25 protein-coding genes are annotated in these 13946 nt (G+C 26.7%); 21 read left to right on the top strand and 4 right to left on the bottom strand.

Going from position 1 to position 13946, the window contains the following annotated elements; translation table 4 throughout:
* Nucleotides 1-27 precede the first annotated feature (27 nt).
* The 9 genes from ACFEL5_RS00595 to ACFEL5_RS00555 all read left to right on the top strand — a co-directional run bounded on the left by ACFEL5_RS00595 (nt 28) and on the right by ACFEL5_RS00555 (nt 4558).
* Nucleotides 28-150 (top strand): hypothetical protein, encoded by a 123-nt coding sequence (locus ACFEL5_RS00595; RefSeq protein WP_375315448.1) that lies wholly within the window; start codon nt 28-30, stop codon nt 148-150.
* A 370-nt stretch (nt 151-520) separates the two neighbouring features.
* Complete coding sequence (locus ACFEL5_RS00590; RefSeq protein ID WP_375315447.1) at nt 521-856, top strand: hypothetical protein; 336 nt, start codon at nt 521-523, stop codon at nt 854-856.
* Nucleotides 840-1265 (top strand): hypothetical protein, encoded by a 426-nt coding sequence (locus ACFEL5_RS00585; protein ID WP_375315454.1) that lies wholly within the window; start codon nt 840-842, stop codon nt 1263-1265. Before ACFEL5_RS00590 ends, ACFEL5_RS00585 begins: the two co-directional genes overlap by 17 nt.
* Nucleotides 1252-1740: a major capsid protein gene (locus ACFEL5_RS00580; protein ID WP_375315453.1), complete on the top strand. Its 489-nt coding sequence runs from the start codon at nt 1252-1254 to the stop codon at nt 1738-1740. The genes ACFEL5_RS00585 and ACFEL5_RS00580 overlap by 14 nt, the downstream gene beginning before the upstream one ends.
* Nucleotides 1741-1966: 226 nt before the next feature.
* Nucleotides 1967-3076, top strand: a complete 1110-nt coding sequence (locus tag ACFEL5_RS00575) for a major capsid protein (RefSeq protein ID WP_375315452.1) — start codon at nt 1967-1969, stop codon at nt 3074-3076.
* A gap of 10 nt (nt 3077-3086) precedes the next feature.
* The gene (locus ACFEL5_RS00570; RefSeq protein ID WP_375315442.1) at nt 3087-3518 is read left to right on the top strand and encodes a hypothetical protein; all 432 of its coding nucleotides are present in this window, start codon (nt 3087-3089) and stop codon (nt 3516-3518) included.
* Between the two features lie 41 nt (nt 3519-3559).
* Entirely contained in the window at nt 3560-3688 is a 129-nt protein-coding gene (locus ACFEL5_RS00565; protein ID WP_375315451.1) for a hypothetical protein, read from the top strand.
* A 52-nt stretch (nt 3689-3740) separates the two neighbouring features.
* Nucleotides 3741-4133 carry a transposase family protein gene (locus ACFEL5_RS00560; RefSeq protein WP_375315019.1) on the top strand — a complete coding sequence of 131 codons (393 nt, stop codon included), beginning with the start codon at nt 3741-3743 and terminating at the stop codon, nt 4131-4133.
* Between the two features lie 2 nt (nt 4134-4135).
* Nucleotides 4136-4558, top strand: coding sequence for a transposase family protein (locus ACFEL5_RS00555; protein ID WP_342224593.1), 423 nt, complete (start codon nt 4136-4138; stop codon nt 4556-4558).
* Here the strand turns inward: ACFEL5_RS00555 and ACFEL5_RS00550 are convergent.
* On the bottom strand, nt 4518-4766 hold the full coding sequence (locus tag ACFEL5_RS00550) for a hypothetical protein (protein ID WP_375315109.1): 249 nt from the start codon (nt 4764-4766) through the stop codon (nt 4518-4520). The genes ACFEL5_RS00555 and ACFEL5_RS00550 overlap by 41 nt on opposite strands.
* 88 nt (nt 4767-4854) lie before the next feature.
* On the opposite strand from ACFEL5_RS00550, the gene ACFEL5_RS00545 reads away from it, so the two are divergent.
* The 4 genes from ACFEL5_RS00545 (at nt 4855) to ACFEL5_RS00530 (ending at nt 6434) form a co-directional block, all read left to right on the top strand.
* A complete protein-coding gene (locus ACFEL5_RS00545) occupies nt 4855-5250 on the top strand; it encodes a rolling circle replication-associated protein (protein ID WP_375315450.1) in 396 nt (131 codons plus the stop codon).
* Nucleotides 5207-5713 carry a hypothetical protein gene (locus ACFEL5_RS00540; protein WP_375315449.1) on the top strand — a complete coding sequence of 169 codons (507 nt, stop codon included), beginning with the start codon at nt 5207-5209 and terminating at the stop codon, nt 5711-5713. The genes ACFEL5_RS00545 and ACFEL5_RS00540 overlap by 44 nt, the downstream gene beginning before the upstream one ends.
* Nucleotides 5714-5750: 37 nt before the next feature.
* A complete protein-coding gene (locus tag ACFEL5_RS00535) occupies nt 5751-5873 on the top strand; it encodes a hypothetical protein (protein WP_375315448.1) in 123 nt (40 codons plus the stop codon).
* Between the two features lie 225 nt (nt 5874-6098).
* Nucleotides 6099-6434 carry a hypothetical protein gene (locus ACFEL5_RS00530; protein ID WP_375315447.1) on the top strand — a complete coding sequence of 112 codons (336 nt, stop codon included), beginning with the start codon at nt 6099-6101 and terminating at the stop codon, nt 6432-6434.
* 54 nt (nt 6435-6488) lie between these two features.
* Here ACFEL5_RS00530 and ACFEL5_RS00525 read toward each other — a convergent pair whose 3' ends face one another.
* Nucleotides 6489-6833 (bottom strand): helix-turn-helix domain-containing protein, encoded by a 345-nt coding sequence (locus ACFEL5_RS00525; RefSeq protein ID WP_375315446.1) that lies wholly within the window; start codon nt 6831-6833, stop codon nt 6489-6491.
* A gap of 76 nt (nt 6834-6909) precedes the next feature.
* The gene (locus tag ACFEL5_RS00520; RefSeq protein ID WP_375315445.1) at nt 6910-7035 is read right to left on the bottom strand and encodes a hypothetical protein; all 126 of its coding nucleotides are present in this window, start codon (nt 7033-7035) and stop codon (nt 6910-6912) included.
* Between the two features lie 107 nt (nt 7036-7142).
* On the opposite strand from ACFEL5_RS00520, the gene ACFEL5_RS00515 reads away from it, so the two are divergent.
* From ACFEL5_RS00515 to ACFEL5_RS00480, 8 genes are all read left to right on the top strand, one after another.
* Nucleotides 7143-7385: a hypothetical protein gene (locus tag ACFEL5_RS00515; RefSeq protein WP_375315444.1), complete on the top strand. Its 243-nt coding sequence runs from the start codon at nt 7143-7145 to the stop codon at nt 7383-7385.
* Nucleotides 7372-9051, top strand: coding sequence for a major capsid protein (locus tag ACFEL5_RS00510; RefSeq protein ID WP_375315443.1), 1680 nt, complete (start codon nt 7372-7374; stop codon nt 9049-9051). Before ACFEL5_RS00515 ends, ACFEL5_RS00510 begins: the two co-directional genes overlap by 14 nt.
* Nucleotides 9052-9061: 10 nt before the next feature.
* A complete protein-coding gene (locus ACFEL5_RS00505) occupies nt 9062-9493 on the top strand; it encodes a hypothetical protein (RefSeq protein ID WP_375315442.1) in 432 nt (143 codons plus the stop codon).
* A 336-nt stretch (nt 9494-9829) separates the two neighbouring features.
* Nucleotides 9830-10222 (top strand): transposase family protein, encoded by a 393-nt coding sequence (locus ACFEL5_RS00500; protein WP_375315019.1) that lies wholly within the window; start codon nt 9830-9832, stop codon nt 10220-10222.
* 2 nt (nt 10223-10224) lie between these two features.
* On the top strand, nt 10225-10647 hold the full coding sequence (locus ACFEL5_RS00495; protein WP_342224593.1) for a transposase family protein: 423 nt from the start codon (nt 10225-10227) through the stop codon (nt 10645-10647).
* A gap of 145 nt (nt 10648-10792) precedes the next feature.
* Nucleotides 10793-11809, top strand: coding sequence for a ribosome-inactivating family protein (locus tag ACFEL5_RS00490; protein WP_375315441.1), 1017 nt, complete (start codon nt 10793-10795; stop codon nt 11807-11809).
* Between the two features lie 90 nt (nt 11810-11899).
* Nucleotides 11900-12844 carry an IS30 family transposase gene (locus ACFEL5_RS00485; RefSeq protein WP_338966716.1) on the top strand — a complete coding sequence of 315 codons (945 nt, stop codon included), beginning with the start codon at nt 11900-11902 and terminating at the stop codon, nt 12842-12844.
* 107 nt (nt 12845-12951) lie between these two features.
* A complete protein-coding gene (locus tag ACFEL5_RS00480; protein WP_375315440.1) occupies nt 12952-13125 on the top strand; it encodes a hypothetical protein in 174 nt (57 codons plus the stop codon).
* A gap of 260 nt (nt 13126-13385) precedes the next feature.
* Here the strand turns inward: ACFEL5_RS00480 and ACFEL5_RS00475 are convergent, their stop codons facing one another.
* Complete coding sequence (locus tag ACFEL5_RS00475; protein ID WP_375315439.1) at nt 13386-13895, bottom strand: hypothetical protein; 510 nt, start codon at nt 13893-13895, stop codon at nt 13386-13388.
* Between the last annotated feature and the right edge of the window lie 51 nt (nt 13896-13946).

Raw genomic sequence — 13946 nt, 5'->3', positions numbered from 1 at the left:
TTATTACACATAAGGAGGTAATATAAAATGGCATTTCGTAAAAAAGTTAATAATACTAAAGCACATCGTCGTTATTTGAGCAATACTGCAAAAACTGTTCGTGCTGCTAATCTATTTCGTTCCACATCTCGTGGTGGAATAAGATTCTAATTTAATATATATATTATGGGTCTTTTAATTTTAATTACTCTTATAGTTATAATTGTTATATTAGACTTGGTACATAACCTTTAATTTTATCTACTATTTTGATAATTATTTTTTAGATGAAATACAAATGTTAGATAAATACAAAGATAAAAATGAATTTTATAGTTTAGTCGGCATAAAATGTTATAGTTATGTACCAAGTCTATTAAAGAAAATTTCTAAAAAATAGAATCTTAAAAAAGAAATTATTTTAAATAATTTCTTTTTTTATGTATAATTGATATATGAGAAAGGAATTAATCACAGTAATTCCTTCCCTGGTATATTGTACCATCTGTTCCTTTCTCAAAACAAGAGAAAGGAGTTTTTTATGTCAAAAATTAGTATTAAAGACATTATTATGTTTTTAAAGGTCTTTGGAATTTCGTCATTATTTTTTATAGCTGGAATTGTTATTTGTCTTATAGGACATACTCATTTAAATATTGATTGACCAGCTTATGTGATTATTTCAGCGATGCTTATTAGTGCTGGGATTATTGTTTTAATTATTGAAACAATTAGGTCGATATATATTAAAAGTAAAAATATTGATAAAGATTTAGATGTCTTAAAAGATTATTTAGATAATCATGGTTATTCATCTTGAATTGAACAACAAAATAAAAATATTATGAAAGGTAAAAAACATGAAAAAAATTTATAAGGAATTTGAAAATGTCAGTGTTCCTTCTGAGAGTGGTAAAGCTGAATATAAGATTTATGAAAGAGTTGTTAGTAAAGATACTGGTGAAGTTTCTTTACGAGTTAGTAAAGTAGCAAATATATATAATGAAATCCAGGAAGCTGGTGTTGGTACAACTTTAAATGAAATGATTGATAGATATGGAACCGGCGAAATTGTAAATTTGAATTTTAAAGAAGGTTCATATGTTGATTTATCGCAGTTACCAAGTTCAGCAATGGAAACTTTAAATCTTTTAAAAAATATTGATAATTTAAATGTTATTAATGATTATTTAAAAAGTTTGAATAATGATAATAAAAATCATAAACAAGAAGATATTAAAGATGATTTAGATGTAAAAGGAGAAGAAGTAGATGAAAAAAAATAAATTAGTTTATAATTTTGGGAATACTTTAAATAGTTCTCCGCAACATTCAATGTTTGTTAGAAATAGCAAGCTTATTACTGCTTTTAATGCAGGTGATTTAGTTCCAATTTATTTGGATGAGATTTTGCCTGGTGATAATGTTAAATTAGATATTAAAGCTCTTATTCGACAAACTACGATGTTAAAACCGGTTATGGATGTTGCGAATATTGATGTTTATGGTTTTTTTGTTCCAAATCGGATTATTTGAGATGATTTTAAGAAATTTTTTGGTGAAAATGAAGACCCTTGGGCTGTTTCTAGCGAAATTTTAGTTCCGACTGTTAATTCTCCTACTGATGGTTGAAAAATTGGTACAATTGCTGATTATATGGGTTTACCTATTAATAAAAAAGGTTTAAAGGTTAGTGCTTTACCTTTTAGAGCTTATACTCAAATTGTTAATGATTGATTTCGCGACCAAAATTTACAATAGACTTGGTACATAACTATAACATTTTATGCCGACTAAACTATAAAATTCATTTTTATCTTTGTATTTATCTAACATTTGTATTTCATCTAAAAAATAATTATCAAAATAGTAGATAAAATTAAAGGTTATGTACCAAGTCTAATCAGTAGCTCATATTAATAAAACTAATTCTACGGGAACTGGTTCTAATGGTACTGATTGAGTTAAAGATTTAGAATTAGGTGGTATGCCTTTTATTACTAATAAGTATCATGATTATTTTACTAGTGCTCTGCCTAAACCACAAAAAGGTGATGCTATTAATTTAAATATTGGCGGTTCTGCTCCTATTCATACTGATAAACAACCAGTTATTAAAGGAAAATGAAATCCGTTGACATTTAGTAAAACTGATGGTACAGATTTTGATAGTCAAAAACAAGCTGCCGGTCGTCTTGGTATGGTAGGGAAAAATGTTGATGGTAAATATCCTTATTCAATTGCTGGTCTAGATTTGACAAATCCTTTAACTGTTGCACCTAAAGATGAACTTTATCCTAATAATTTATATGCTGATTTATCTAAAGCTACAGGTATTTCTATTAATGATTTACGACAAGCGATAACATATCAGCATATGTTAGAAAAAGATGCTCGTAGTGGTACGCGTTATGTTGAATATTTGCGTTCACATTTTGGTGTTAATTCTTTAGATGCAACTCAACAGCGTGCTGAGTATTTAGGTGGTTATCGTAAACCTTTAAATGTCAATACTGTTCCGCAAACTTCAAGTACTGTTTCTGATAGTGCTCAAGCAAATTTATCTGCTTTTGGTGAAAGTTTTTTAAGTCAAAGTTTAATTAATAAAACTTTTTTGGAACATGGTTATTTAATTTTGGTTGCTGCTGTTCGATATGAACATTCGTATCAACAAGGATTAGAACAATTATGAACTCGTAGTACTCGTAATGATTTTTATGACCCAATATTTGCTAATATCGGTGAACAACCAATTAAAAATAAAGAAATTTATTTTAGTGGTGGTACCACTACTGTTGATGATGAAATTTTTGGTTATAATGAGGCTTGAGCTTCTTATCGTACTAAATTCAATAAGATTACTGGAATGATGCGTAGTGTTGAGAAAGGTTTAGATTATTATCATTATGGTGATAATTATTCTTCTTTACCTAAATTGTCTGCTGAATGATTGAAAGAAGATAAGGCTAATATTGACCGGACTCTTGCTGTTAAATCAACTAATGATATGCCACAATTTCAAGCTGATTTTTATTTTGAAGTTAAACATGAACGACCAATGCCGGTATTTAGTATTCCCGGTATTGATAGAATTTAGGAGATTTCTTATGAATGATTTTAAAGATGTATATCCTAATATTAATGAAAACACACAATCTGGTTTTGATAAATTCGGAGAAGGAATTAAAAATGTTATTACCGATATTTTAGGTGTTGGTGCAAGTAGCGCCAGAACACAAAATCAGTTAAATCGTGATTTTCAAGAGCGAATGGCCAACACCCAATGACAGCGCGGAACTGAAGATATGAAAAAAGCAGGGGTTAATCCCCTTACTGCTTTTACTAGTGCTGCTGGTGCTGTTCCTGCTGGTTCTAGCGGAGCTGGTGGACAATCCGCGGGAATTATTTCCAATATTATTGGTTCAAGTGCTCGTCTATTAGGTGATTTAGCAAATGCCAAAGGAACTAATATGCGTACCGATTTATATCAAAATAATTTGAAAAATTTGATTGTTTCGTCGGCGAAATTTATAAAATAAATTTCTTGTCGTCAACGGGGCATAGTATATTCAAGAGAGATATGCCCCGTTGACGCAAAAAATTTTTGGGAGAATTTATGGGATGTTTAAAACCAATTCAAGTTTATAACTTGAAAAAGGGTGAAAAAGCAAAATTTAAAAGATTTAATTGTATTAGACTTGGTACATAACCTTTAATTTTATCTACTATTTTGATAATATTATTTACTAGGTGAAGTACAAATGTTAGATAAATACAAAGACGAAAATGAATTTTATAGTCTAATAGGCATAAAATATAAAACTTTCATGAAAATGGTAGAAATTTTAAAAGAAGCTAAAGCTAAACAAAAACAAATTGGTGGTAGACCAAATAAATTATCAATAGAGCAAAGATTACTTATGACTTTAGAATACTGAAAAGAATATAGTACATATCGTATTATTGCAAAAAAATATAATATTAGTCATGTTAGTTGTATTCGTAATATCTTTTGAGTTGAAAATACTCTAATAAAAAATAGTCACTTTCATATACCTGGCAAAAAGATATTATTGGAACATAAAGTTACTAATAATAATTTATTAGCAATTGATGCTACAGAAATTCCAATTGAAAGAATTAAAAAAAACTAAAATTATTATTTTCTGGTAAGAAAAGGCAACATTCATTAAAATCGCAAATAATTATTGATTTATTTAACAATAAAATTATTTCAGTAGATTTTTGTTATGGCAGTATTCATGATTATAAGTTATTTTTAAAATCAAATACACTTATAAATCCAAAATTAGAATTAATTGCCGATTCAGGCTATCAAGGTTTGCAAAATGTTCATAAAAATACATTATTGCCAATTAAAAAGAGTAAAAATAATCCCTTAAATCCAGATAAAAAGGAATATAATAGCTTTTTAAGTAAAGTTAGAATTGCCATTGAACATGTTTTTGCTAGATTAAAAAGATTTAAAATACTAGTTTATCGTTATCGCAATAAGATTAGAAGATTTGGATTACGATTTAACTTAATTTCAGGAATATATAATTTTGAATTAAGCTAGTTATAGTTATGTACCAAGTCTTATATTCTTTTCAGTATTCTAAAGTCATAAGTAATCTTTGCTCTATTGATAATTTATTTGGTCTACCACCAATTTGTTTTTGTTTAGCTTTAGCTTCTTTTAAAATTTCTACCATTTTCATGAAAGTTTTATATTTTATGCCTATTAGACTATAAAATTCATTTTCGTCTTTGTATTTATCTAACATTTGTACTTCACCTAGTAAATAATATTATCAAAATAGTAGATAAAATTAAAGGTTATGTACCAAGTCTATTGAAAAACTTACAAAAGATATGAACCGCTATTATAAAAATAACAATGCTGTTCCTTGTCGTAAGTGTATCGGATGTAAATTAGATAATTCTAAGGAGTGAGCAGTACGTTCAGCTTTGGAATGTAAAAGTTCTAATGATAATTGATTTATTACTTTGACTTATGCTGATGAATTTATTCCGATTAATGATGAAGGTAGATATACTTGTCGATATTCTGATTTAAAAAGATTTATTAATTCTTTACGTAAAAATTTTGAACGTGAAAATATATTTGATATTAAGTACTTAGCAAGTTCAGAATATGGTTCTCGCACACAGAGACCCCATTATCACATCTGTTTCTTTGGTCTACCATTAAATGGACTTGGAATTGACCGGAGAGGTCTCAAAACTAGGTCATCCATACTTTATTAGTAAAGTTGTTGACCGTATTTGAGGAAAAGGAATACATAAAATTGGTCGAGTTACTTATCAGAGTGCGGGTTATGTTGCTCGTTATACTTTAAAAAAAGCTAATAAATTAGATTATGAGAAACTTAATATTGAACAAGAAAAATTGTATATGAGTAAGGGAATTGGTAAAAAATATTTTGAAGATAATTTTGAAGATATTTATCAATATGATGTTATTAATTTAAATACTGAGAAAGGTTTGATAAAGCTTCAACCACCGCGTTATTTTGACCGACTTTATGAGAAGCAGAATGCTGAACATTTAGAAGCAATAAAAAAAAATCGCATTGTTAATGCGAAATTTAATTTAACTGCTTCTGTTCAAGAAGCTGGTGTTGGATATGTCAAACTATTGGGTAATAAAGACCATATCCTTCATGAGAGAGTTAAAAGTTTAAAGCGTATTGTCAAAGATAACAAATAGCTTTAATATATTATTACACATAAGGAGGTAATATAAAATGGCATTTCGTAAAAAAGTTAATAATACTAAAGCACATCGTCGTTATTTGAGCAATACTGCAAAAACTGTTCGTGCTGCTAATCTATTTCGTTCCACATCTCGTGGTGGAATAAGATTCTAATTTAATATATATATTATGGGTCTTTTAATTTTAATTACTCTTATAGTTATAATTGTTATATTAAAGAAAATTTCTAAAAAATAGAATCTTAAAAAAGAAATTATTTTAAATAATTTCTTTTTTTATGTATAATTGATATATGAGAAAGGAATTAATCACAGTAATTCCTTCCCTGGTATATTGTACCATCTGTTCCTTTCTCAAAACAAGAGAAAGGAGTTTTTTATGTCAAAAATTAGTATTAAAGACATTATTATGTTTTTAAAGGTCTTTGGAATTTCGTCATTATTTTTTATAGCTGGAATTGTTATTTGTCTTATAGGACATACTCATTTAAATATTGATTGACCAGCTTATGTGATTATTTCAGCGATGCTTATTAGTGCTGGGATTATTGTTTTAATTATTGAAACAATTAGGTCGATATATATTAAAAGTAAAAATATTGATAAAGATTTAGATGTCTTAAAAGATTATTTAGATAATCATGGTTATTCATCTTGAATTGAACAACAAAATAAAAATATTATGAAAGGTAAAAAACATGAAAAAAATTTATAAGGAATTTGAAAATGTCAGTGTTCCTTCTGAGAGTGGTAAAGCTGAATATAAGATTTATGAAAGAGTTGTTAGTAAAGATACTGGTGAAGTTTCTTTACGAGTTAGTAAAGTAGCAAATATATATAATAGACTTGGTACATAACTATAACATTTTATGCCGACTAAACTATAAAATTCATTTTTATCTTTGTATTTATCTAACATTTGTATTTCATCTAAAAAATAATTATCAAAATAGTAGATAAAATTAAAGGTTATGTACCAAGTCTTATTAACTTCTCGATTAATAGTACTAATACTTCGATTAAGATTTTTAGCTATTTCACTAATTTTTACTTTAAATTTCAATTGATTCTCAATATAAATTCTTTCATCTATGCCAAGATGTTTGTATCCCATATAAAAACTCCTTAAATTTACTTTTTCTAAAATAAACTTAGCATCATGAAATTTTTATATGAAATCTTTTGCAATTTTATTTACTTGCACTTACAAGTATAATTCAGCTTATAAATTGTTTCTTTAGACTTGGTACATAACTATAACATTTTATGCCGACTAAACTATAAAATTCATTTTTATCTTTGTATTTATCTAACATTTGTATTTCATCTAAAAAATAATTATCAAAATAGTAGATAAAATTAAAGGTTATGTACCAAGTCTAATGAAATCCAGGAAGCTGGTGTTGGTACAACTTTAAATGAAATGATTGATAGATATGGAACCGGCGAAATTGTAAATTTGAATTTTAAAGAAGGTTCATATGTTGATTTATCGCAGTTACCAAGTTCAGCAATGGAAACTTTAAATCTTTTAAAAAATATTGATAATTTAAATGTTATTAATGATTATTTAAAAAGTTTGAATAATGATAATAAAAATCATAAACAAGAAGATATTAAAGATGATTTAGATGTAAAAGGAGAAGAAGTAGATGAAAAAAAATAAATTAGTTTATAATTTTGGGAATACTTTAAATAGTTCTCCGCAACATTCAATGTTTGTTAGAAATAGCAAGCTTATTACTGCTTTTAATGCAGGTGATTTAGTTCCAATTTATTTGGATGAGATTTTGCCTGGTGATAATGTTAAATTAGATATTAAAGCTCTTATTCGACAAACTACGATGTTAAAACCGGTTATGGATGTTGCGAATATTGATGTTTATGGTTTTTTTGTTCCAAATCGGATTATTTGAGATGATTTTAAGAAATTTTTTGGTGAAAATGAAGACCCTTGGGCTGTTTCTAGCGAAATTTTAGTTCCGACTGTTAATTCTCCTACTGATGGTTGAAAAATTGGTACAATTGCTGATTATATGGGTTTACCTATTAATAAAAAAGGTTTAAAGGTTAGTGCTTTACCTTTTAGAGCTTATACTCAAATTGTTAATGATTGATTTCGCGACCAAAATTTACAATCAGTAGCTCATATTAATAAAACTAATTCTACGGGAACTGGTTCTAATGGTACTGATTGAGTTAAAGATTTAGAATTAGGTGGTATGCCTTTTATTACTAATAAGTATCATGATTATTTTACTAGTGCTCTGCCTAAACCACAAAAAGGTGATGCTATTAATTTAAATATTGGCGGTTCTGCTCCTATTCATACTGATAAACAACCAGTTATTAAAGGAAAATGAAATCCGTTGACATTTAGTAAAACTGATGGTACAGATTTTGATAGTCAAAAACAAGCTGCCGGTCGTCTTGGTATGGTAGGGAAAAATGTTGATGGTAAATATCCTTATTCAATTGCTGGTCTAGATTTGACAAATCCTTTAACTGTTGCACCTAAAGATGAACTTTATCCTAATAATTTATATGCTGATTTATCTAAAGCTACAGGTATTTCTATTAATGATTTACGACAAGCGATAACATATCAGCATATGTTAGAAAAAGATGCTCGTAGTGGTACGCGTTATGTTGAATATTTGCGTTCACATTTTGGTGTTAATTCTTTAGATGCAACTCAACAGCGTGCTGAGTATTTAGGTGGTTATCGTAAACCTTTAAATGTCAATACTGTTCCGCAAACTTCAAGTACTGTTTCTGATAGTGCTCAAGCAAATTTATCTGCTTTTGGTGAAAGTTTTTTAAGTCAAAGTTTAATTAATAAAACTTTTTTGGAACATGGTTATTTAATTTTGGTTGCTGCTGTTCGATATGAACATTCGTATCAACAAGGATTAGAACAATTATGAACTCGTAGTACTCGTAATGATTTTTATGACCCAATATTTGCTAATATCGGTGAACAACCAATTAAAAATAAAGAAATTTATTTTAGTGGTGGTACCACTACTGTTGATGATGAAATTTTTGGTTATAGTGAGGCTTGAGCTTCTTATCGTACTAAATTCAATAAGATTACTGGAATGATGCGTAGTGTTGAGAAAGGTTTAGATTATTATCATTATGGTGATAATTATTCTTCTTTACCTAAATTGTCTGCTGAATGATTGAAAGAAGATAAGGCTAATATTGACCGGACTCTTGCTGTTAAATCAACTAATGATATGCCACAATTTCAAGCTGATTTTTATTTTGAAGTTAAACATGAACGACCAATGCCGGTATTTAGTATTCCCGGTATTGATAGAATTTAGGAGATTTCTTATGAATGATTTTAAAGATGTATATCCTAATATTAATGAAAACACACAATCTGGTTTTGATAAATTCGGAGAAGGAATTAAAAATGTTATTACCGATATTTTAGGTGTTGGTGCAAGTAGCGCCAGAACACAAAATCAGTTAAATCGTGATTTTCAAGAGCGAATGGCCAACACCCAATGACAGCGCGGAACTGAAGATATGAAAAAAGCAGGGGTTAATCCCCTTACTGCTTTTACTAGTGCTGCTGGTGCTGTTCCTGCTGGTTCTAGCGGAGCTGGTGGACAATCCGCGGGAATTATTTCCAATATTATTGGTTCAAGTGCTCGTCTATTAGGTGATTTAGCAAATGCCAAAGGAACTAATATGCGTACCGATTTATATCAAAATAATTTGAAAAATTTGATTGTTTCGTCGGCGAAATTTATAAAATAAATTTCTTGTCGTCAACGGGGCATAGTATATTTAAAATAAATTTCTTGTCGTCAACGGGGCATAGTATATTTAAAATAAATTTCTTGTCGTCAACGGGGCATAGTATATTTAAAATAAATTTCTTGTCGTCAACGGGGCATAGTATATAAAATAAATTTCTTGTCGTCAACGGGGCATAGTATATTAAATTTCTTGTCGTCAACGGGGCATAGTATATAAAATAAATTTCTTGTCGTCAACGGGGCATAGTATATTATTATTTATATATAAGACTTGGTACATAACCTTTAATTTTATCTACTATTTTGATAATATTATTTACTAGGTGAAGTACAAATGTTAGATAAATACAAAGACGAAAATGAATTTTATAGTCTAATAGGCATAAAATATAAAACTTTCATGAAAATGGTAGAAATTTTAAAAGAAGCTAAAGCTAAACAAAAACAAATTGGTGGTAGACCAAATAAATTATCAATAGAGCAAAGATTACTTATGACTTTAGAATACTGAAAAGAATATAGTACATATCGTATTATTGCAAAAAAATATAATATTAGTCATGTTAGTTGTATTCGTAATATCTTTTGAGTTGAAAATACTCTAATAAAAAATAGTCACTTTCATATACCTGGCAAAAAGATATTATTGGAACATAAAGTTACTAATAATAATTTATTAGCAATTGATGCTACAGAAATTCCAATTGAAAGAATTAAAAAAAACTAAAATTATTATTTTCTGGTAAGAAAAGGCAACATTCATTAAAATCACAAATAATTATTGATTTATTTAACAATAAAATTATTTCAGTAGATTTTTGTTATGGCAGTATTCATGATTATAAGTTATTTTTAAAATCAAATACACTTATAAATCCAAAATTAGAATTAATTGCCGATTCAGGCTATCAAGGTTTGCAAAATGTTCATAAAAATACATTATTGCCAATTAAAAAGAGTAAAAATAATCCCTTAAATCCAGATAAAAAGGAATATAATAGCTTTTTAAGTAAAGTTAGAATTGCCATTGAACATGTTTTTGCTAGATTAAAAAGATTTAAAATACTAGTTTATCGTTATCGCAATAAGATTAGAAGATTTGGATTACGATTTAACTTAATTTCAGGAATATATAATTTTGAATTAAGCTAGTTATAGTTATGTACCAAGTCTAATAAATAACGAAATTAATTATCAACAAAAAAATAATTTAGAAACTTTAAAGAGAAGTAAAAGAAATAATAATATCAATACAATTCAATGAGAAATTAAAAAAAATCCTGAAGATAATAATTTTTTGGAATTAATAAAATGGACTATTAATTTTTTAATAAATAGAAATATTGTTGTTTCAACTACATCTAATTCTGATGGTAGTTCAACAAGACCATATGCTTTAAATAATCATTTGGATGATAATAACATTTTCATTATTTCAATATCAATTCAAAATAATATAATAAATTTAGTTTTTAGATCAAGAGATTTATATTTGCAAGGCTATGGCATAACGTTTGAAAGGGATACAACAAGTTATTATTTGATTCATAATCATGAAACGATTAATAGTTATTATCATTTTGATGATTCTACAACCAGAAGTATTGGTGGATATAGGTCAGAAAATTTAGGTTTTTCGAGTAATTATATTAATTTAACTCCTGACAATCATTCTGTTTCGTGAAGTGAAATGTATGAATCTTTTATTAATTTAATATCTTTTCAAGGAAATCGTAATAACATTAATGGCAATATTAGCATAGAGGGGTCTTTGACAAATATAATTTTTTATACATCAGAAAGTTTAAGATTTAATAGTATTCGAAATTTAATAAATCAAAGATTTTTCTCAAATAGATATAGAATAGAAGAAGGGCACCGACTATCACAAAATCATTCAATAAATTGAAATGACGATAATATACATAATATTGTAAATAATTGAAGTCGAAATTCAGAACAATTTTATAATAGAATTAAACTTTTAACAAATATTTTAACAGAACTGCCCAACCAAATATCAATACTTTCTCGTCCTGGGGCATTAGCCTTTTTTAATTTTTGTATTAGAGATTACAATAATCGTAATTATAATAAAAGAATAAGAAGAGATTTAAATAATAACGAACTTTGCTCTTCTGCAAATGATTTAACACCAGTTTATAATTATAATGATTATTTTCAAGTAGATTATTGTTTTTTATGTCATGACGTTATTAAAATAAATTTAGCGAGAGATACTGCTATTAAAATAAAAGAAGTTTTTTATTTGCTGAATTATACTTGTAAGTGCAAGGCTGAATTATACTTGTAAGTGCAAGTAAATAAAATTGCAAAAGATTTCATATAAAAATTTCATGATGCTAAGTTTATTTTAGAAAAAGTAAATTTAAGGAGTTTTTATATGGGATACAAACATCTTGGCATAGATGAAAGAATTTATATTGAGAATCAATTGAAATTTAAAGTAAAAATTAGTGAAATAGCTAAAAATCTTAATCGAAGTATTAGTACTATTAATCGAGAAGTTAATAGAAATAAAGATAATAATCATTATTTTTCATTAATTGCACAAAATAAAGCAGAAAATAGAAAACAATTACATGTTTATTTTCATAAATTTAAAAATAGAGAATTAGTAAAATATGTACAACAAAAATTATTATTAGGTTGATCGCCTGAACAAATTTATGGCAGAATTAAAAATTTTCATCAAGAATGAATTATTAGTTTTAAAACAATTTACAATTGAATTTATTCTGGATTACTTGAAAAGGTTACTAGTAAAAATTTAAGAAGAAAAGGTAAGAAACGAAAATCTCAAGAAAATCGGGGTAAATTTAATGGTAAATCCATTAAAGAACGAAATGTTAATAATCGCATAACTCTTGGCCATTGAGAAGGTGATACTGTAGTATCATCACGAGGTAAAAGTAAATCATGTTTAATAACTTTAGTTGAAAGAACATCAAGATTTACTTTAGCAATATTAGTTGAAAATAGAACTACTAAAGTTATTAACAAAAATATTAGTCATTATTTATCAATTCTTCCAAATAATCTTGTTAAGACTATAACATTTGATAGGGGTAAAGAATTTGCTAATTGACAACAACTTGAAAAAAATTTAAATGTGAAAATTTATTTTGCTGATGCATATTCACCTTGACAAAGAGGTACTAATGAAAATACTAATGGTTTAATTAGAGAAAAATTTCCTAAAAAATTTAATTTTTCAAACACTACTAAAAATGCAGTTCATAAATTTATATTGTCTTTAAACCAAAGACCAAGAAAAATACTAAATTATCTTTCGCCAATCGAATATTTGGTTAGAAAAATAATTTAGTTGCACTTAACTTTACAATTTGGCATTTAAAAAATAAAGTAACTTTTAAAGAATATTTAATAAGTTTATTTAAAAAAATTAGACAAATAGATGAGACGGGTAATTTTTTGGGCGGAATTTTAGATAGTGATTATGAAAAAGCTGCTAATTTTATTTGAGAACATTTTTCACATTTCAATGAAAAATTATGTGATTTAATTAATTCTAATTTTTATACTTATATTTTTGTTGAAACAGATAGAAATGAAAAATGGGATGAAAATAAAATTATATTAGTTTAAGAAATAACAATATATATAAAAAAATATTAATTATTATAGGAACAATCACTTTAATTGAAAAAAGTATAACAAGTTTAATATCTTGTTAAAAAATAAGAAAAATATTCAAACCAGTAATTTTAATTAATTACTGATTTTTATTTTGTCAAAATAGAAAGAAGAAAAAATTTAAAAGTTGCTTAGTTATTTAATATTATTGTTATCATAGAAAAATGCATTTCTGTGGTGGTTGCTTGAGTAGTTATTTAAAAGTGTTTATTTTAATTGGTTTCTGATTTTGCATCAAATTCTAGTATTTTTCATCAGTTTCATCTTGCGCCGGCAAAGATATCTTTTTGGTATTCAAATTTTATTTTAATATTTTTTATTTTAATATTTTGTTTTTGTTCTTTTTCAACTCCTGTTCATTTTGTATTTATTTGTAATTCGTTAAGTTTTTTAATAATATTAATTTGATTTTGGTTTATATAACTTTGAATTCGTCCTTTATTGTTTCATAATTCTTCCACAGGATTTATCGGTTTTATTCCTGATTGCTTTTCTATGTCATTTAATAAAAATTGTAATTCTGTTTTTCACGTTGATGCAGGTTTATAAGGATTTTCATTTTTTCATATTGTAAATTCTGCTTTTTCTAAGTTAATTTCAGAAACTTGATTACTTTTTTTACTGTCTAAGTCTAACGGTGCTGGTCTATTTGTTTTATTGGAGCAAGAAGTTACGGATAATATCGTTAATCCTGAAACAACTATTGTACTTAAAATTTTCATTATTTTAATTCCTTTATTATTTTATTTTTTCAATAGACTTGGTACATAACT

It is taken from the genome of Spiroplasma endosymbiont of Tipula paludosa, from assembly GCF_964264785.1.
Lineage (GTDB): Bacteria > Bacillota_I > Bacilli_A > Mycoplasmatales > Nriv7 > Nriv7.
The sequence above is the reverse complement of the archived record's forward strand: the minus strand, read 5'-3'. Positions and strand labels throughout refer to the sequence as shown.